Genomic DNA, 19,192 nt, shown 5'->3' with positions numbered 1-19,192 from the left:
AAGGAGAAAGAGTGATAAGTTTAAAAGAGGCTATAAAATTAAATTCTAACGAGCTAAATACACTTCGTAAAGAGCTGATTGAAAAGATAAAAGCAACCAAAGAGATAGGTGCTTATATCGAGCAGCTCACAAATAGCGATATTGATGAGAGCTTTGCTGGTGTGCCAATTGCTATAAAGGATAATATACAAGTTAAAAATTGGAGCATTACTAGCTGCTCAAAGATCTTACAAGGGTATAAAGCGCCATATAACGCAACGGTTATAAATAAGCTAATTGCTTCTAGTCTAGCGCCATTTGGTAGGACTAATATGGATGAATTTGCCATGGGTAGCACTACTGAAAGCTCATATTATGGTAAAACGCTAAATCCGCTTGATCACACTAGAGTACCAGGTGGAAGTAGTGGCGGGAGTGCGGCTGCTGTGGCTGCTGGAATAGCGATAGCAGCGCTTGGTAGCGATACTGGTGGTAGCATACGCCAGCCGGCTGCGTTTTGTGGTTGCGTGGGATTTAAGCCTACATATGGTAGGGTAAGTAGATATGGTTTGGCTGCTTACTCTAGTAGCTTAGATCAGATTGGGCCAATTACACAAAATGTAGAAGATGCTGCGATTTTGTATGATATTATCGCTGGATATGATAAATTAGATAGCACAAGTGCGAATTTGGATTTTAGTCCAGTTACGCCAAATTTAAATCCAAATAGAAAATTAAAAATCGCAGTGATTAAAAATTATATAGATGAGGCTAGTAAGCCTGTGAGAGATGCTTTAAATTTGACTATAGAGAAGCTTAAAAACGCTGGTCATGATATATGCTATAAGGATTTAGCAAATTCCAAGTATAATATAGCAGCATACTATATAATTGCTACGGCTGAAGCTAGTGCGAATTTAAGTCGCTATGATGGCGTAAGATATGGCAATAGAGCCTCGGCTGATACTTTAGGGCAGATGTATGCTAATACTAGAGGCGAGGGCTTTGGTGTTGAAGTTCAGCGAAGAATGCTACTTGGGACATTTGTTTTAAGTAGTGGGTATTATGATGCTTACTATATCAAAGCACAAAAGGCAAGGGCTTTTATCAAGCGTGAATATGATGAGATTTTAAGCGAGGCAGATATAATCTTAATGCCAGTAGCTCCATCTGTAGCATATAAATTTGGCGAATTAAAAAACCCTTTGAGTGCGTATCTAAGCGATATATATACAATTGGAGTAAATTTAGCAGGGTTGCCAGCTATTACTGTGCCAGTAGCAAGTGATGAAAATGGGCTAAATATATCAGCTCAATTAATAGGCGCAGCGTGGCAAGAGCAGGTGGTTTTAGATGCGGCTTTAAATTTAGAGAATATAGTAAAAGGAAATTAAGATGAAAATCATAAAAAGAGCCTTGACATTTGAAGATGTTTTGTTAGTGCCTCAATACTCAGATATTTTACCAAAACAAGTAGATATAAAATCTAAATTTAGCAAAAATATTGAGCTAAACATACCTGTAGTTTCAGCTGCGATGGATACGGTTACTGAGCATAGAACGGCTATTATGATGGCTAGGCTTGGGGGCATTGGGGTTATACATAAAAATATGGATTTAGAGTCTCAAGTAAAAGAGGTTAAAAAGGTCAAAAAAAGCGAAAGTGGCGTTATCATGGATCCTATATCCATCACAGCTGAAGCTAGTATTAAAGAGGCTTTGGAGCTAATGAGTGATTATAGAATTTCAGGTGTGCCAGTAATTGATGAAAATAGGGTATTAATAGGGATTTTGACAAATCGTGATTTAAGATTTGAGAATGACTATAGTAAAAAAGTAGGCGAGGTCATGACTAAAGCCCCGCTCATCACAGCACCATCAGGATGCACGCTAGATGATGCACAAAAGATATTTTCAACCAACAAAGTAGAAAAGCTCCCTATAGTTGATGATAGCGGTAAATTAGAGGGTTTAATAACCATTAAAGATCTTAAAAAACGAAAAGAGTATCCAAATGCTAATAAAGATAAATTTGGTCGCCTTAGAGTAGCTGCGGCCATTGGAGTTGGGCAGATAGATAGAGCAAAAGCTTTAGCTGAAGCTGGAGTTGATGCTTTAGTAATGGACTCAGCTCATGGTCATAGCAAAGGGATTATAGATACTCTAAAAGAGATTAAATCCCTAATAAGTGGAGTAGATATAGTAGTAGGCAATGTAGCTAACCCAAAAGCGGTAATTGATCTGATAAAAGCTGGAGCTGATGGGGTAAAAGTTGGCATAGGTCCAGGCTCGATATGCACTACTAGAATTGTAGCTGGAGTTGGGGTGCCTCAAATTACGGCTATTAGTGATTGTGCTGATGCGGCTAAGGAATTTAATATCCCAATCATCGCTGATGGTGGTATAAAATATAGTGGCGATTTTGCCAAGGCTTTAGCAGCTGGTGCTAGCTGCATTATGGTAGGAAGCTTGCTTGCAGGGTGCGATGAGAGTCCAGGTGAGTTAGTAACCTTCCAAGGGCGTCAATATAAGAGCTATAGAGGTATGGGAAGTATCGGAGCTATGACAAGAGGAAGTAGCGATAGATATTTTCAAGAAGGCACCGCTCAAGATAAGCTAGTGCCAGAAGGGATAGAGGGTCGTGTGCCATATGCTGGGACAATCCGTGATGTGATCCATCAGTTAATTGGTGGGCTAAGAAGCTCAATGGGGTATTGTGGTAGTAAGGATATTAAAACCTTTCAAGATAAGGCTGAGTTCGTAGAGATCACAAGTGCAGGGCTAAAAGAGAGCCACGCTCATGATGTTATAATAACTCAAGAAGCACCAAATTATAGAGTAAATTAGTGGAAATATATAGAGCTGTAGAGCATTTTGATGAGCCGTTGCATTTAGAGAGTGGGCGAATTTTAAGTGAATTTGATCTAGCTTATGAGTGCTATGGCAAGTTAAATGATGATAAGGGCAATGTTATAGTAGTTTGCCACGCACTTACTGGATCAGCTCACGCTGCTGGTATCCATAAGGGAGATAGAAAGCCTGGTTGGTGGGATGGCGTAATAGGCGATAATAAGACGATTGATACTACTAAATATTTTGTGATTTGTGTAAATATTTTGGGTAGTTCATTTGGCTCTACTAATCCTTTAAGCATAGAGCCAAGCACAAAAAAAGAGTATAGACTTCGCTTTCCTGTCCTTGTAATTAGCGATGTGGTTAGGGCGCAGATGAGGTTATTTGATAGGCTAGGAATTAAAGAGGTGTATGCGGTTATAGGTGGGAGCCTTGGGGGTATGCAAGCTTTGTGCTTTGCTATAGAGTTTCCAAATTTTGCCAAAAGAGTAATAATGCTAGCGACTACTTATGCTACTAAGGCTTGGGCTATTGCTTTTAATAAAATTGCGATTGAAGGCATAGTAAAAGATCCAAATTTTAAAGGCGGATACTATGATAAAGATGATATAGAGGCAAATGGCTTAATAGGAATGGCACTTGGTAGAATGGCTGGGCATATTAGCTTTTTAAGTCCTGCTACGATGGATAAAAAATTTGGTAGAAAATATGTAGAAACAGATGGATTATATGAGCTTTTAGGAAGGTTTGAAGTCGATAGATACATGGAGTATAATGGCAATAACTTCCCTAAAAGATTTGATCCACTATCATATCTATATGTTATAAAGATGATGAATAACTTTGATTGCACTAGGCATTATGGCTCACTTAATGAGGCTTTAATGCTTACTCGTGCTAGACTTACATTTATCTCATTTAGCGGAGATATTTTATTTCCACCAAATTTAATGCTTGAGATGTATGAGGCTTTAGTTAGTATAGGACAAGGGCATAGAGGTAGATATATATGCGTTGAGAGTGATTATGGGCATGATTCATTTTTAGTAGAGATAGATAAGATAGAAGAGCATATTAAAAGGGCGTTAGATGAGTGAAAATTTTGAAAGTAAGATTGAGAAAATTGAGAAGCTTTTAGAGAGTTTAAATGATGAGAATTTAACTCTTAGCGATAGCGTGAAGTTATATAAAGATGGATTGAAATTAGTTAATGAAGCAAGGGCTATGCTAGAAAATGCTAAGCTTGAGATTACTCAAATAGGAGAAGAGAGTGAGTAGGGTTGCGGCTTTACAGCTACACACTTTGGCTATGAGTGATTCTAGGATTGATCACTACTTAAGCTTAGCGGCAAAGGGTGGGGCTAGTGTGGTTGTGCTTGGTGAGTATGTGATAAATTCATTTTTTAATGATATTATCAAAATGCCTAAATCTATGATAAAAGAGCAAAGTGAGCAAAAAAAGAGTAGTCTTCTAGCTATGGCAAATAGATATAATCTAACGATAATCGCTCCACTTTTACAAGTTAAAGGCAAAGAGTGTAAAAAGGTAGTAGCGAAATTTAGCCCACAAAGCACAAAATATGAAGAGCAAAATATCTTAATAGATTATCCGCACTGGAATGAAGCGAAATTTTATTCTAAAAAAGAGAGTTTTGGGATAATGAGCTTTAGCGTTGATAGGATTAAATTTGGCGTTATTTTTGGATTTGAGGCGCATTTTGATCGTATTTGGGCTGAGATTGTGGCTAAAAAGATTGATTGCGTTTTATTACCAAGTGCTTGTGCTTTAAACTCAAGTAGTCGCTGGAATGAGCTTTTAAAGATGAGAGCATTTACAAATAATGTATATATTGTCCGTGTAAATAGACTAGGTAAGACTAAATTTGATGATATTGAGAGTGAGTTTTATGGGCAAAGTATGCTTATCAATCCGCATGGAGAGATTGAAAATAGCTTAGATTCAAATGAGGGAATGCTAATGTGTGATATTGATAAAAAGCTGATTTTACAAGCTCGTTCAATATGGAAATTTAGACAAAAAGCTGAAGCTTTATTAGGATTAAATATATGAAAAAGGTGCATTTTATCGGTATTGGTGGGATTGGGATTTCAGCTATTGCTAGATTTTTAAAAGAGCGTAATTTTATAATTAGTGGCTCTGATATAGCTGATAGTCCCACTACTAAAGAGCTTAGAGCTAGTGGTATGAAGATTACCGTCCCACACTGCGAAAGTGCTATAGATGATCCTGATTTTGTCGTTTATAGTGCAGCTATTAAAAGTGATAATGTGGAGCTTGTAGAGGCTAGGAAGCGTGGTATTGAGTGCTTATCTAGAAAGGAGGCTTTGCCATTTATTTTAGAGGGCAAAAGAGTATTTGCCGTAGCTGGAGCGCATGGTAAAAGCACCACTTCAGCTATGCTAGCTTCTCTTATGAAAGGTAGCGCTATAATAGGTGCTATAAGTAAAGAATTTGGCTCAAATATGAAGTATGAAGCTAGTGAGGATCTGATATTTGAAGCTGATGAGAGCGATAGTAGCTTTTTAAATTCAAATCCATTTTTAGCCGTTGTTACGAATGCTGAGCCAGAGCATATGGAGCATTATGATAATGATATGGATAAATTTTACGCTGCTTATAAGGGCTTTTTAGAGCGTGCTAAGATTAGGGTTATTAATGCTGAAGATAGCTTTTTAAGCACGATTAAGATGGACGCAATTAGATTAGAAAAAGGCGATATAACCAATCTTCAAATGGTGCTTAGAAATTATGAGCCATATACTAGTTTTCATCTTAAAGGTCTTGGTAAATTTGAAGCTTGGGGTATGGGGGAGCATATTGCTATTGATGCTAGTCTTGCTATTTTGGCTGCTAATTCTATAATTGGTCTTGAAGAGATTAGAGAAAATCTTAAGAAATTTAAAGGGATTAAAAAGCGATTTGATATATTAGTAGCTAATGAGAAATTCGCTCTAATAGATGACTATGGTCATCATCCAACCGAGATTAAAGCGACTTTAAAGAGTGCTAAGGAGTATGCGAAACTACTTGGGCTTGAGAGTATCACAGCGATATTTCAGCCACATAGATACTCAAGGTTATTAGCAAATTTAGATGGATTTAAAGAGTGTTTTGATGAAGTTGATGAGCTTGTGGTATTGCCTGTTTATGCTGCTGGAGAGGAACCAAATAATATAGATTTAAAGAGCGAATTTAAGGGTGCTTTATTTGCTGATACTATCAAACGAAATGGCGATAGTATCGAGTTTTTTGATAATTTTGGTGTAAAGCATAGTTTAGCTAGTGGGTTGGTTATTGGATTTGGTGCTGGTGATATCAGCTATCAGCTTAGGGGAGACAGATGAGAATTTTACTTTTTTTAGTGCTTATCATTGCTATTTTAATTCTTCTTGCTATATCTAATGATAAATTAAATTTAAAATCCAAAATATCTATTTTAGTAGTTTGTGTAGTTGTATTTTTAGCTGGTTTTATATATAACCAAAATGATAATAAAAGAAGCAATGATATAAAGGAGCTTTTGTATAAATTCAACGCAAATGAGAGTATAAAATGTGGGGATTATAATATCACTAATTCTAAATTTAATTATGAATTTGGCACTAGTAGCTTTGTCTCAAAAGAGCAAAATGGTATCATAATACCTATAGAAAAATGTTTAAAGGAGAACTAATGTCTATTTTATTTGAACCTATTAAAGTTGGGAATTTTACACTACCAAATCGTATAGCTATGCCACCAATGTGCGTTTATAAAGCAAGGGATTATAGCGGATTGCCACGATGTTTTCATAGATTACACTATCCGGCTAGATCGCTTGGCGGAGTGGGATTTATCATAGTTGAGGCTACGGCTGTATCGCCAGAGGGTTGTATATCTAAAAATGATTTAGGTCTATGGAGTGATAATCAGATAGAAGCACACGCTAAATTAAACTATGAAATTAAAAAATATACCACTCAAACCACAGCCATTCAGCTAGGACACGCTGGAGCTAAGGGAACTTGCGATAATATACTAAGCCCTAGCGGTATATGCTTTAGCCCTGAATATGACCGCCCAAAGGAGCTAACTACTCAAGAGATTTATGAGATTGTAACGAAATTTAAAGATGCTGCCATAAGGGCTAAGGCTGCTAATTATGATATTGTGGAGATTCACGCAGCTCATGGGTATTTGATTAGCGAGTTTTTAAGCCCATTAACCAATAAAAGAGATGATGACTTTGGTGGAAGTATTGAAAATAGAATGCGACTTTTAAGCCTAATTTCTCAAGAGATAGCTCCTATTATCCCATTTGGCGTGCGCATTAGTGCTGATGATTGGGAAGTAGGTGGTAATACTATAGAAGATAGCAAAATAGTAGCTAAAAAGTGTGCTGATTTAGGTGCGTGCTATATCAGCGTATCAGCTGGTGGAGTGGTATCTAAGCCAAGTTTATTGCCAGAGATTAAGCCCCTTTATCAGGCTAATTACGCTAAGGCTATTAAAGAGGTTGTGGGTATCCCTGTTATTGGAGTGGGGTTGATTACCACAAAAGAGCAAGGCGAGGAGATGATCGAGGGTGGATATTGTGATATTGTAGCTTATGGTAGAGAGCTTTTACGCAATCCAAATTTCGCACTATACGCAGCTGCTAGTGAGGGCAAAAGTGAGCTTATAGACTTCTCATACCAAAGGGCATTTTAAAATTAAGTTTTGTCAAATTTATCCAAATTTGACAAAACTATTTAAATAGACAATACAAATTAAATAGACAATACAAAAAGGAAAACAATGGAAAACCACCTAATAAACGATATTAAAGAGCATTTTAGCACTCTTATAACTGCTAGAAGTCTAGCAGTGAGTAATGATAAGAGAGTTTTGGAGTTTTTGCTAGAAAAATCAAGCTTTAAAGATGAGTATAAAAAGAGATTTTTTGACTCTGCGTATGGGGCTTTAATCTTTAAAAAAGATGATTTTTTAAATTTTTTAGATTTGAGATTGCTTAGTGCTAGTTATACAAGTTTTTCAAATAAAATTGGTCTTGGGGTAGCAGAGAAAAAATTTCTTAAAAATAGCCAAGATATCGTGCTAAATTTCCCTTTTAAAGATTGTGTATTAAAAGGCGGACAAAGCAAAGATGAGGATAAAAGCACGGAGCTATTTTTTAATAATATCTTAGCTAAAAGTGAGATTGATGTGTTATTTAGCCCAAAAGTGTTAAATAACTTTGAGCTTATAGGGGGGGGGCAGAACGATACCTTAGAAAATGTGCTTAAAAACAAGCCAAATTTACTTATAAAAGGCAATAATCTAATCGCCCTACACACTCTAAAAGAGTATTTTCGCCACCAAAGCGAACAAAACAAAGTAAAACTAATCTACATAGACCCACCTTATAACACTGGAAACGACAGCTTTAACTATAACGATAGATTTAATCACAGCACTTATTTAACTTTTATGAAAAACCGCCTAGAAATTGCAAGAGAGCTTTTAAGAGATGATGGGGTGATATTCGTCCAATGCGATGATAACGAACAAGCCTATTTAAAAGTGCTAATGGATGAGATTTTTGGGCGGGAGAATTTTGTTTGTAATGTAGTTTATGAAAAAAAATATTCTCCACAAAATGACGCAAAATGGTTAAGCGATAATCACGACTTTATAGTTATATATGCGAAAAATAAAACTATTTGGAGACCAAATTTATTACCACGCACAAAAGAAATGAACGCTAGATATAAAAACCCAGACAATGACCCAAGAGGCGACTGGAAAAATAGTGATTGCCTTGTAAAAACTTATTCAGCAAATTATGACTATCCTATACAAACTCCAAGCGGTAGAATTGTTAATTCGCCAAAAGGTCGTTGCTGGATGACTTCAAAAGAGAATTTTCAAAAACTTATAGACGATAATAGAATATATTTTGGTAAAGATGGCGATAATGTCCCTTGTTTAAAAAGATTTTTATCAGAAGTTAAACAAGGAGTTACACCACTAACTATATGGAAATATACAGAAGTTGGGCACAATCAAGATGCCCTAAGAGAAGTTTTAGCTTTGTTTGGCAATGAAAAAGTTTTTGCTACACCAAAGGGAGAAAAATTACTTCAAAGAATTCTAGAAATCTCTACAAACGAAAACGACTTAGTCTTAGATTTTTTTGCTGGAAGTGGGACGACTCTAGCAGTAGCGCATAAGATGAAAAGACGCTATATAGGCATAGAGCAAATGGAGTATATAGAGAGTATCACAAAAGAGAGATTAAAAAAGGTGATTGAGGGCGAACAAGGCGGTATAAGCAAAGCTGTAAATTGGCAAGGCGGTGGAAATTTAATTTACTGTGAATTAGCTAGTTTAAATGCTAAATTTATAGAAAAAATAGAAAATTCAAGCGATGAAAATGAGCTAAATCAAATTTATGAAAATTTACAAAAATTAGCTTTTATTGATTATAGAGTGGATATAAAAAATGATTTAAAAGATATGGAATTTTCAAATTTAGATTTTATAGACAAAAAGAGAATTCTAAAAAACTGCCTAGATAGAAATATGGATTATATCCCTTATGCTGATATAGATGATGGAGAGTATAAAATAGATGAGCAAACTAGAATTCTAAATGGCATTTTCTACAAAGGTGGCAATGATGAGTAAGCTATATGAAGAAATAATCGCCGAATTTGGCAAAAAGCCTTTAAGAGATATGGAAATTCCTATACATATAACGCAAAATCTAAGCAAAGAGCTAAGAGAGTATCAAGTAGATGCCATAAAATACTATCTAGCAAACAAAGAGACATTAAAGAAAAATCATCTAATGTTTAACATGGCTACAGGCAGTGGCAAAACGCTTGTAATGGCAGCTTTAATGCTTGAGTGCTATAAAAGTGGGTATAGGAATTTTATATTTTTTGTAAATAGCACGGCGATTTTAGAAAAGACAAAAGCGAATTTTTGCGATACTTTCTCATCTAAATATCTCTTTGCTAATGAGATAAACATTGATGGCAAAAGGGTGGAGATAAAAGCGGTTAGTAGCTTTGGTGGGAGCGATGAAAATGCTATAAATATATATTTTAGCACTATTCAAGGGCTTTTTTCTTTGTTTAAAGAAGAAAAAGAGAACTCACTAACGCTTGAAGATTTACAAAATCATAAGATAGTATTTTTAGCAGATGAAGCTCACCACTTAAATAGCGAAACCAAAAAGAGTTTAAACAAAAGCGAACAAGATGATAAAGATGGTTGGGAGAGCATTATAAATAAAGCCTTTAATAGCCATGTAGATAATCTAATGCTTGAATTTAGTGCTACAATTCCAAATGACAAAAAAGTCTTAGCAAAATATGAAGATAAGATTGTCTATGAGTATGCTTTAAGAAAGTTTTGCTTAGATGGATACTCAAAGAGAATTTTTCTAGTCAAATATGATGATACAGAGCTAAAAGCAAGATTTTTAGGGGCTTGTTTGCTTAGTGTCTATAGAGAAGTTTTAGCAAGGGAAAATGATATAGAGCTAAAGCCAGTAGTGCTATTTAAAAGCGAAAGTATAAATCTCTCAAAAGAAAATCAGAATTTATTTAATGAGATACTTCAAGAGTTAAATGGTGATGATATAAGTGAATTTTATAATAATATAGATGATGGCGATGAGCTATTTAAATATAGCTTGGAGTTTTTTATAAGGCAGTTTGGAGAAAACTACACAAATGTTTTAGCAGAGCATATAAAAAATGCTTTTAAAGAGATTTATCAGCTAAACGCAAACGATAATAAAGAAGTAGAAGACTATCAAATAAAGCTAAATACACTTGAAGATAAAGAAAATGTAATAAGAGTAATTTTTGCGGTAGATAAGCTAAATGAGGGCTGGGATGTGCTAAATCTATTTGATATAGTAAGGCTTAGCTCAGCAGTAGCTAAAAATACAGCAAAAACAACTACAAAAGAAGCTCAGTTAATAGGTCGTGGTGCTAGATATTTTCCATTTGGCTGTGGAGATGAAAAATATAAGCGCAAATATGATAGGGGGATTTCAAATCAGCTTACAATGCTAGAACGCCTTAGCTATCACGCATTAAATGATGTAGAGTATATTAGCAATATAAAAAAAGAGCTAAAAGACCAAGGTGCATTATTTGATGAAGCAGAAGGTATTTTAGAGCTTAATCCTAGCCAAAAAGCCAAAGAAATTACAAACAAAAACGAGATTTTTTATGTAAGCAACAAAAAGATAATGCTAGGCAAAGATTATATTTTTGATGCTAGTAAAACAAAAAGAGCTTTGGAGTGTATAGAAATACCATACACAGAGCATAAAATAAGCAATAGCGAAGAAAAATTTGATGATGAAAATAGCTCAAATATAGCTTATAAAACATTATATAAAGTGGGTGAAAAAATAGAATACAAAATCTTTGCTAAGGCTATGAATATCTTAAAAATCAACATAGATAAAATAAAAATCTATAATGAAGAGTTAGAAAGCAAAAAAGATTTTTATGATAAAGTTATTGCGCCACTAAATTTGCTATTTCATAAAAATCAAAAATTTAACGACCCAGTAATAAGGCTAGATATAGCAAAATATATCCTTACTCATTACAAAGAACAGCTAAATAAAGATAGTGTAAAATTTGAAGTTACTGATTTTACAACCAAAAAGCTAGTTGATATAGGCAGCAGAAAAATCATCAAAAATGGCAATTGTAGTGAAGATGGGGAGCTTATCTTTAAAGGCGTAGAAAATAGTCCTTATGAGTGGCTGTATTATGATAAATTTTCTACCGATAGCGGTTTAGAAAAAGAGTTTTTAGATTTTATAGAGGAAAATAAAGAGATAATTGATAGGAAATTTAGCGAGTGGATAATTATGCGAAATGAGGGTTTTAGTGAGTTTAAAATTTATGATAATAGAAAAGTGGCGACTTATGGCGAGGGTTTTGAGCCAGATTTTATATTTTTTGGTAAGCCAAAAGAAGGGGCGGATTTAGGTTATTTATCAGTGGAAATGATAATAGAAAGCAAGGGAGCGGGATTTTATCTAAAAGATGAGTGGAAAGAAGATTTGATTTTAGATGAGAGTATTTTAAATAAAAAAGTATTTACATGCACTAGCAGCAAAAACATAGATGAAAAAATCGAATTTAATCTATATGCCTTGCCGTTTTTCTTTGGTAAAAATGAAGCAAATAGCCAAGAATTCAAAAAGCAATTTTATGAATTTTTTTAAATTGAGATATTAAATTTAATTAAAAATATTTATATTTTATTTAATTATTATAGGGGGCAATGAATATAAATAAAAAATAGTAATTTTAGTTGTAGCTACTATATTTTTGTATTGCTAATAACTCAAACACAAAAATAAAAATAGATAAAATTACTGATAAAATGAGTGATAAGGTTATTAAAAAGAGCTATCTAGATAGAGTTTCTTATAAGCTATTTGATTAATTTTATAAATAGACTTTTTTAGCCTATTTATCTCTCTATTTAAAAATCCTAGATAAATTACTTCAAGTTTAAATTTACTTTAAATGTAAGCTCCCTAAGAAGAAACTCTTAGGGAGTATATAATTATTTTATAGTAGCTAATTTGCGTCTCATATATGCGATTTTGCTTTGAAGTGGTAAATGTTTAGGGCAGTTATCCTCACAACCTAGTAAGCTCATACAACCAAAGACGCCATTATCATCGCCTACAAGCTCATAGAAATCTTCATCGCTTCTATTATCTAGTGGATCAACCTTAAACCTAGCTACGCGGTTTAGACCTACAGCACCGATAAAATCAGGTCTCATAAGAGCCGTTCCGCAACTTGCTACACATATACCGCACTCGATACAACGATCAAGTTCAAAAGTCTCTTGAGCCGCATCTGGATCTACCTTCTCTTCAATCTTACTAATATCTGTAGTGTGATTTGAGTGTATCCAGCTCTCAACTCTTTTGCTCATATTATTCATCCAATTACCAGTATCAACGCTTAAATCTTTAAGCAGTTTAAAAGCTGGCATAGGCATAAGCTCTATAACGCCACTTGGATAGTCTTTTGTAAGAGTTCTACAAGCTAGTTGCGGGCGACCATTTACGATCATACCGCAGCTTCCGCAGATCCCCGCACGACATACAAAGTCAAAGCTAAGACCCGGATCAAATCTTTCGCGAATTTGATTTAATGCGATGAAAAGCGTCATTCCATCAGTTTCTTCTAGCTCATATTCAGCAAAGTGCGGTTTGCTAACCTTGCTTAGTGGATTATATTTAAATGCTCTAATTTTTATCTTTCTACTCATAGCCAATTCCTGCTCTTTCGTTTAATGCTTTATATTTTGGTTGAAGTTCATAGTGCATTAATGCATCTTGAATTTCATGTCTATTTTTGCCTTCAGCTTCTAGTTTTGCTCTAATGGCATCAACCTCTTCTTGGCGTTTAGCTGATAGTGGATTTTCTATGATATTGCCTTTAGCGCCATATCCACGAAATGCTGGTGGCATCTCCATTTTCATAATATCAAGCTCTTCATACTCTAAAGTTGGTAGAGTATCTCCTTCTTTCCAAAATGCTAAAGTTCTTTTACACCAGTTAAGGTCATCTCTTTTTGGATAATCCTCTCTATAGTGTGCGCCACGGCTCTCTGTTCTTTGAAGTGCGCCATAAGCTACACATAGAGCTAGTTTAAGCATTTTAGGCACACGATAAGCCTCTTCTAGCTCAGGGTTGCCAAATAGCTCTTTATTCTCTAGTTTGACATTTGTGCTCTCTTTATATAGCTCTTCTAGCTCTTTTACAGCTTTAGCTAAGCCATCGCCAGTTCTAAAGATAGCGACATGCTCCCACATTATATCTTTCATCTTATTTTTGATCTCAAATACATTGTATTTTCCATCTTTATTTATAAGTTCGTTTAGATAATCTTTGCTTTTATTGATAAAGCTCTCAACGGTTTTTGTTTGAATATCTATCTCATTATTGCTACAATACTCAGCAAAATAATCCCCGATAATCATACCGCTTACCACGGTTTCAGCGACGCTATTTCCACCAAGGCGGTTAAATCCGTGCATATCCCAGCACGCTGCTTCACCACAGCTAAATAGACCTTTTAGAGTTTGGCTCTCGCCAGTTGGTTTTACACGAATTCCGCCCATTGAGTAGTGTTGCATAGGAAGTATCGGAGCCCAGCCTTTTGGACCCTCATCAGCTGGATCTATGCCATTGAAAATTTTACAAATTTCTTGGACATCACGCAAGTTTTTCTCTATATGCTCTCTACCAAGAATGCTAATATCTAGCCAAACATGCTCACCATAAGGGCTTTTTACACCTTTACCATTTCTGATATGCTCCATTATACGGCGACTAACGACATCACGGCTAGCTAGCTCTTTTTTCTCTGGTTCATAATCAGGCATAAAGCGGTATCCATCAACATCACGAAGTATTCCGCCATCTCCACGACAACCTTCAGTTAGCAAAATTCCGCTTGGGACGATTGGAGTTGGGTGGAATTGGACTGCTTCCATATTGCCAAGTCTAGCAATACCAGTCTCAAGAGCGATCGCAGCACCAGTTCCTTCACAGATTACAGCATTTGTAGTGTGTTTGTAAATTCTACCATAGCCACCTGTTGCGATTAGTGTGCCTTTTGATACATAGGCTGAAATTTCGCCAGTTACTAAATCACGGACGATCGCACCATAACAGCGGTTATTCTCATGGATAAGAGCTATAGCCTCTTTTCTATCGTGAATTTCAACATCTCTTTTTAGGGCTTCATTTGCAACGCCAAATAGCATTGTGTGGCCTGTAGCATCGGCTGTAAAGCAAGTTCTCCATTTTTTAGTTCCACCAAAGTCACGGCTATGAATTAGACCATGAACCTCTTCTTTTTCATCAATTGTAGTTTTTTGAGCGTTGATGATAGCGCTTCTTTTGCCTTTTGTAATCCTAGTCCAAGGCACACCCCAACTAGCTAACTCACGAATAGCTTTTGGTGCTGTTTGGACAAACATTCTAGCAACTTCTTGATCACAACCCCAGTCGCTACCTTTTACAGTATCTGCAAAGTGAATATCCTCATTATCGCCTTCACTCATTTTTGAGTTACCAAGACTTGCTTGCATACCGCCTTGAGCAGCAGCAGAGTGGCTTCTTTTTACAGGACAAAGACTTAAAACTACAGTGCTAAGACCCTTATCAGCAGCAGCTACAGCAGCTCTTAGACCAGCTAGACCACCGCCTATTACTAATGCGTCATAATATTTTACCTTCATATATACTCCTAGTTCATAGCGATTTTAAGAAATGCCCCAAGGCTTAATAGTCCAAGAGCGATAAAGAATACGCTTAAAATCCATTTAGCTTTTTTAAGCTTTTTACGAGTTGCTTTAGCATCTTTACCTTCAAACCAACCCCATTTTACGCATAGTCTGTATAGACCGATGCTACCATGAAGTTCAACAGCAAAAAGCAATACTAAATAAAATAACCACATAAAATGGCTATAAACACGCTCAGCTGAACCAAGTGTGCCATCTGATAGCAATGCGATTTGATCTGAATTTGTGATTATGATGATTAGGTGCGCTGAACCAAGGAAAAACATAATAAACCCAGTACAAGCCTGAATCCACCAAAGCGTTGTATCTTCGTGCTTCATACGAACAGCATGAGAGCGATAAATTTGCCACTGACGGAAGTTGATTGGCATTTTTCTCATACCAAGTGCAGCATGGACGAAAAATATAACAAGCACACAAGCTGCTAAAAAGCTAGTAACATAGCTCATATTAGGGCTATCATACATAAATCTAAGCTCTAAGATATGCACCACTTGATTATAGACCTCTTCGCCAAATAAAATGGTAGATACAAATATCATATGTGCCCACATAAATATTCCTAGGAATAACCCAGTTCCACTCTGAATAAGATCGAGTTTTGCAGGAATTCTACTCTTCTTGCGATCCTCGCTTATACCAAGAAACCCTTCGATTTGCTTACTCATAAGCTCCCCTTACATTTTGAAATTTAAACGGATAATTTGTAATTATACATTAGCTTAACTTGATATAAAATTAAATTTATCCATTAAATTATAATTCTAAATTATCTATATTTTGGGCTTTTGAGACTATTTTCATTAACTATTATAATAAATTAGATTAATTAAATATTAAATTTTATTTTTTAGTAGATTTAAATTTATTTTAATAATTATTATCATATAATCACCGCATTAAATTTATTTCAAGGTGGTCTTATGAATAGAAAATATCTACTTTCTGTTGTAGCTATAGCATATTTGTCTAATAGCGTTATAGCCGATGATAGCTATAGATTAGATCAGGTGGTAGTGAGTGCTTCAGGTTTTTCTCAAGAGATACAAGAAGCACCAGCGACAATGAATGTCATTACCAAAAAAGAGCTAGAAAGAAAGCCATATAGAGATGTGGCTGAGGCTATATCTGATATACCTGGAGTTGATCTTTATGCTTCAAAGGGTAAGAGTGGGGCGTATAATATAACTATGCGTGGTATTACTGGATATACCTTGGTTTTAGTAGATGGCAGACGCCAAGGGATTGGCGGAGAGATAGGACCTAATGGGTTTGGTGAGGTGATGAATGCGTTTTTACCACCACTTTCTAGTATTGAGAGAATTGAGGTTATTAAAGGACCTATGAGCACTTTATATGGTTCTGAAGCACTTGGTGGTGTGGTGAATATCATTACAAAGAAGGTTAGCGATGAGTGGGGCGTATCAGTAGGCTTTAACTCTATATTAAATCAAGATACCCAGTGGGGCAATACCTATGGATATAATATCTATGCTGATGGTCCAGTGATAGATAATAAATTGGGTGCTGTATTTAGATATGCTCAAAGCTATAGAGCCCAATCAGAGGTAACTCACCTAAATTCAAGAGGTCAAGAAGTTCCAGCCACGCAAGCTCAAAGTCCGACAAAGGCAAATAATTACAATGTTGGTGCGAGATTAAACTATTTGTATGATGAAGCTAATAGATTTACATTTGATATAGATTATGCTAAAAATCACTTTGATAATCGCAAAAGCCAAATAGGCACAGTAGGTGCGATTGGTGGGTATGAGCCGACTATGGATATAGATAAGCTTGTTACTTATCTAATTCATGAGGGGATTTATGATGGATTTAGCTTAAATTCAGGTATTCAATATAACCGCGTAGGTAATGATAGTAGATTAGTAGTGGCTAATAATCCATATAAGGGGCAAAATAGGGATATTTTGGCTCAAGATTATATAGTTGATACTAAGGCTGTGGTGCCAGTGGGTCAAAGCCATATTTTAAGCGTGGGGGCTGAGTATAAGCTAGAAAAAATGCAAGATAAGATAGCAAGTCCAAGTAGATTTAGTCAATATACCATAGCTGCGTTTGGGGAAGATGAGTATTCTATATTGAATAATTTGCGATTAACCTTAGGTGCTAGATATAATCATCATGAGACATTTGGTAATAATCTATCCCCAAGGGCGTATCTAGTTTATAATCTAAATGATAATTTAACCTTTAAAGGCGGGGTATCAACGGGATTTAAAGCACCATATGTCAATAAGCTAATAGCTGGTGAGTATAACTATAGCGGTCAAGGAAGGATACCAGTATATGGTAATCCAAATTTAACTGAAGAGACATCTATTAATTATGAATTAGGTGCAGGATATAGAGATAGTGTATTTAACGCTTCAATTACTGGATTTGTAACTGAATTTAAAGATAAAATATCATCAGTAAGCTATAATAGTGGAGCTAATATCCCTAGTATAGGGGTTTGTAATAGCTCATTTACTAGATGTATACAAGCTATAAATCATGGAAAGGTGGAGTATAAAGGTCTAGAAGTAAGTGCTGGAGCGATGGCTACTGATAAATTAAATTTAAATCTATCCTATACATTCTTAGATAGCAAGATAAAAGATAGTAGTAGCACAACATCAATTGGCAAACCAGAAAATGGCTCATTAAAGCATAATATCGTAGCTAAAGCTGATTATAATATTAATCGCACCTTTACTCCTTGGATAAAGGGTGAGTGGCAAATAGATAGATATATGGGTGATACAAATATAAATAGAGAGTATTACAAAGATATATTCTTAGCTTCTATTGGTATAGCTATGGAGATCAATAAAAATTGGAATTTAAACGCTGCTATATATAATCTATTTGATAAAGATTTTACAGACTCTTATGAGACATACTCTAATCGTGGCGCCTTAACCTATGTAAATACATATAATAGGATAGAAGAAGGTAGAAGGCTATATCTATCATTAAATGGTAGATTTTAAAGAGTAGGGCTAGTCCCTACTCATCTAGTGTCCGCACTATTAGGCTATCTGGTAGATTAAATTCGTTTATAATTTCTATCTCTTTTCTTCTCATTTGTCCATCATCATTTTCATGATCATATCCTAATATATGTAGCAAACCATGAGTAAATAGTAGAGCTATTTCATCATCTATACTATGACCTAATTCGCTAGCTTTAGATAGTGCTAAATCTGTATTTATCACGATTGAACCAATAGGAAAATGCGGAATATAGTGAAGTGGAAAGCTCAAAACATCTGTAGTTTTATCAATTTTACGCTCTTTTAAATTTATTTGGTGCATGGTTTTAGTATCTACTAGTAGTAGCTCTATATCCGCATTTGTGAGCTTTTGTGCGATGGTATCTAGAATTTGAGGATAGTTATCTTCGCAAATTATCATTAGTAGCCTTTTGTGGATTGTTTAGCAAGTGGGTGAAGAAAACTCTCCACCGCAAAATTATTTATAAGCTTTTATAGCTGCGTCTAAAATATCTTTAGCCTTATTAGCGTCTTCAAAGCCTTTGACTTTTACCCACTTATTTGGCTCTAGCATTTTGTAGGTTTCAAAGAAATTTTTAATCTTATCAAGTGTAGCCTTTGGTAGATCATCTATGCTTTTGATGTCTTCATATCTAGGGTCAATTTTACTAACTGGCACAGCTAGTAGCTTCTCATCCATACCGCTTTCATCTTCCATTACTAATACACCAATTAAACGGCAAGGTATTACGCTACCAGCTTGAAGTGGATACTCATTAAGCACTAAAACATCAGCAGGATCGCCATCATCGGCTAATGTTGATGGGATAAATCCGTAATTAGCTGGATAAAACATAGCTGAGTATAATACACGATCTACTACTACAGCACCGCTATCTTTGTCTATTTCGTATTTAATATTTGAGCCATAAGGGATCTCAATAACTGCGTTTAATTTATCTGGATTGCTACCAGCTTTGATTTTACTAATATCCATAT

Annotated in this window: 16 protein-coding genes; 11 read left to right on the top strand and 5 right to left on the bottom strand. The window is 35.3% G+C overall.

Annotated features, from left to right (window positions below; all coding sequences use genetic code 11):
* The first annotated feature begins 11 nt into the window (after window positions 1-11).
* From gatA to CSUIS_RS05780, 10 genes are all read left to right on the top strand, one after another.
* Window positions 12-1,373: an Asp-tRNA(Asn)/Glu-tRNA(Gln) amidotransferase subunit GatA gene (gatA, locus tag CSUIS_RS05825; RefSeq protein ID WP_086297826.1), complete on the top strand. Its 1,362-nt coding sequence runs from the start codon at window positions 12-14 to the stop codon at window positions 1,371-1,373.
* A 1-nt stretch (window position 1,374) separates the two neighbouring features.
* A complete protein-coding gene (gene guaB / locus CSUIS_RS05820; protein WP_086297823.1) occupies window positions 1,375-2,826 on the top strand; it encodes an IMP dehydrogenase in 1,452 nt (483 codons plus the stop codon).
* A complete protein-coding gene (gene metX, locus CSUIS_RS05815) occupies window positions 2,826-3,929 on the top strand; it encodes a homoserine O-acetyltransferase MetX (RefSeq protein ID WP_086297820.1) in 1,104 nt (367 codons plus the stop codon). The genes guaB and metX overlap by 1 nt, the downstream gene beginning before the upstream one ends.
* Window positions 3,922-4,110 carry an exodeoxyribonuclease VII small subunit gene (xseB, locus tag CSUIS_RS05810; protein WP_086237228.1) on the top strand — a complete coding sequence of 63 codons (189 nt, stop codon included), beginning with the start codon at window positions 3,922-3,924 and terminating at the stop codon, window positions 4,108-4,110. Before metX ends, xseB begins: the two co-directional genes overlap by 8 nt.
* The gene (locus tag CSUIS_RS05805; protein ID WP_086242259.1) at window positions 4,103-4,903 is read left to right on the top strand and encodes a carbon-nitrogen hydrolase family protein; all 801 of its coding nucleotides are present in this window, start codon (window positions 4,103-4,105) and stop codon (window positions 4,901-4,903) included. Before xseB ends, CSUIS_RS05805 begins: the two co-directional genes overlap by 8 nt.
* Window positions 4,900-6,198, top strand: a complete 1,299-nt coding sequence (gene murC, locus CSUIS_RS05800; protein WP_086297817.1) for a UDP-N-acetylmuramate--L-alanine ligase — start codon at window positions 4,900-4,902, stop codon at window positions 6,196-6,198. Before CSUIS_RS05805 ends, murC begins: the two co-directional genes overlap by 4 nt.
* Complete coding sequence (locus CSUIS_RS05795; RefSeq protein ID WP_086297814.1) at window positions 6,195-6,527, top strand: hypothetical protein; 333 nt, start codon at window positions 6,195-6,197, stop codon at window positions 6,525-6,527. The genes murC and CSUIS_RS05795 overlap by 4 nt, the downstream gene beginning before the upstream one ends.
* A complete protein-coding gene (locus CSUIS_RS05790; RefSeq protein ID WP_086237224.1) occupies window positions 6,527-7,543 on the top strand; it encodes an oxidoreductase in 1,017 nt (338 codons plus the stop codon). Before CSUIS_RS05795 ends, CSUIS_RS05790 begins: the two co-directional genes overlap by 1 nt.
* 87 nt (window positions 7,544-7,630) lie before the next feature.
* Complete coding sequence (locus CSUIS_RS05785) at window positions 7,631-9,502, top strand: site-specific DNA-methyltransferase (protein WP_086297811.1); 1,872 nt, start codon at window positions 7,631-7,633, stop codon at window positions 9,500-9,502.
* On the top strand, window positions 9,468-12,080 hold the full coding sequence (locus tag CSUIS_RS05780; protein WP_236860769.1) for a DEAD/DEAH box helicase family protein: 2,613 nt from the start codon (window positions 9,468-9,470) through the stop codon (window positions 12,078-12,080). The genes CSUIS_RS05785 and CSUIS_RS05780 overlap by 35 nt, the downstream gene beginning before the upstream one ends.
* A 347-nt stretch (window positions 12,081-12,427) precedes the next feature.
* On the opposite strand, the gene CSUIS_RS05775 is transcribed toward CSUIS_RS05780, so the two are convergent.
* The 3 genes from CSUIS_RS05775 to CSUIS_RS05765 are packed head-to-tail and all read right to left on the bottom strand — an operon-like array spanning window position 12,428 to window position 15,862.
* On the bottom strand, window positions 12,428-13,147 hold the full coding sequence (locus CSUIS_RS05775) for a fumarate reductase iron-sulfur subunit (protein WP_086237283.1): 720 nt from the start codon (window positions 13,145-13,147) through the stop codon (window positions 12,428-12,430).
* Window positions 13,140-15,128, bottom strand: coding sequence for a fumarate reductase flavoprotein subunit (locus CSUIS_RS05770; protein WP_086297805.1), 1,989 nt, complete (start codon window positions 15,126-15,128; stop codon window positions 13,140-13,142). Before CSUIS_RS05770 ends, CSUIS_RS05775 begins: the two co-directional genes overlap by 8 nt.
* 8 nt (window positions 15,129-15,136) lie before the next feature.
* The gene (locus CSUIS_RS05765) at window positions 15,137-15,862 is read right to left on the bottom strand and encodes a fumarate reductase cytochrome b subunit (RefSeq protein ID WP_086297802.1); all 726 of its coding nucleotides are present in this window, start codon (window positions 15,860-15,862) and stop codon (window positions 15,137-15,139) included.
* Window positions 15,863-16,117: 255 nt separating this feature from the next.
* On the opposite strand from CSUIS_RS05765, the gene cfrA reads away from it, so the two are divergent.
* A complete protein-coding gene (cfrA, locus tag CSUIS_RS05760; protein WP_086297798.1) occupies window positions 16,118-18,190 on the top strand; it encodes a TonB-dependent ferric enterobactin receptor CfrA in 2,073 nt (690 codons plus the stop codon).
* Window positions 18,191-18,206: 16 nt separating this feature from the next.
* Here the strand turns inward: cfrA and ybeY are convergent, their stop codons facing one another.
* Together ybeY and ppa are read right to left on the bottom strand one after the other, a co-directional pair.
* Window positions 18,207-18,614 carry an rRNA maturation RNase YbeY gene (ybeY, locus tag CSUIS_RS05755; RefSeq protein ID WP_086237218.1) on the bottom strand — a complete coding sequence of 136 codons (408 nt, stop codon included), beginning with the start codon at window positions 18,612-18,614 and terminating at the stop codon, window positions 18,207-18,209.
* Window positions 18,615-18,671: 57 nt separating this feature from the next.
* On the bottom strand, window positions 18,672-19,190 hold the full coding sequence (gene ppa, locus CSUIS_RS05750; RefSeq protein ID WP_086297795.1) for an inorganic diphosphatase: 519 nt from the start codon (window positions 19,188-19,190) through the stop codon (window positions 18,672-18,674).
* Window positions 19,191-19,192 lie beyond the last annotated feature (2 nt).

This window comes from Campylobacter porcelli, assembly GCF_002139855.1.
In the GTDB taxonomy this organism is placed as follows: Bacteria; Campylobacterota; Campylobacteria; order Campylobacterales; family Campylobacteraceae; genus Campylobacter; species Campylobacter porcelli.
Note: the sequence above shows the minus strand (reverse complement) of the source record. Positions and strands in the feature narration are given on the sequence as shown.

Excerpts from the sequence above, each read along its gene's own strand:
- guaB (WP_086297823.1), top strand. The coding sequence starts at position 1,375 with ATGAAAATCATAAAAAGAGCCTTGACATTTGAAGATGTTTTGTTAGTG.
- xseB (WP_086237228.1), top strand. The coding sequence starts at position 3,922 with ATGAGTGAAAATTTTGAAAGTAAGATTGAGAAAATTGAGAAGCTTTTA.
- murC (WP_086297817.1), top strand. The coding sequence starts at position 4,900 with ATGAAAAAGGTGCATTTTATCGGTATTGGTGGGATTGGGATTTCAGCT.
- CSUIS_RS05795 (WP_086297814.1), top strand. The coding sequence starts at position 6,195 with ATGAGAATTTTACTTTTTTTAGTGCTTATCATTGCTATTTTAATTCTT.
- CSUIS_RS05790 (WP_086237224.1), top strand. The coding sequence starts at position 6,527 with ATGTCTATTTTATTTGAACCTATTAAAGTTGGGAATTTTACACTACCA.
- CSUIS_RS05785 (WP_086297811.1), top strand. The coding sequence starts at position 7,631 with ATGGAAAACCACCTAATAAACGATATTAAAGAGCATTTTAGCACTCTT.
- CSUIS_RS05780 (WP_236860769.1), top strand. The coding sequence starts at position 9,468 with ATGGCATTTTCTACAAAGGTGGCAATGATGAGTAAGCTATATGAAGAA.
- CSUIS_RS05775 (WP_086237283.1), bottom strand. The coding sequence starts at position 13,147 with ATGAGTAGAAAGATAAAAATTAGAGCATTTAAATATAATCCACTAAGC.
- CSUIS_RS05770 (WP_086297805.1), bottom strand. The coding sequence starts at position 15,128 with ATGAAGGTAAAATATTATGACGCATTAGTAATAGGCGGTGGTCTAGCT.
- CSUIS_RS05765 (WP_086297802.1), bottom strand. The coding sequence starts at position 15,862 with ATGAGTAAGCAAATCGAAGGGTTTCTTGGTATAAGCGAGGATCGCAAG.
- cfrA (WP_086297798.1), top strand. The coding sequence starts at position 16,118 with ATGAATAGAAAATATCTACTTTCTGTTGTAGCTATAGCATATTTGTCT.
- ybeY (WP_086237218.1), bottom strand. The coding sequence starts at position 18,614 with ATGATAATTTGCGAAGATAACTATCCTCAAATTCTAGATACCATCGCA.
- ppa (WP_086297795.1), bottom strand. The coding sequence starts at position 19,190 with ATGGATATTAGTAAAATCAAAGCTGGTAGCAATCCAGATAAATTAAAC.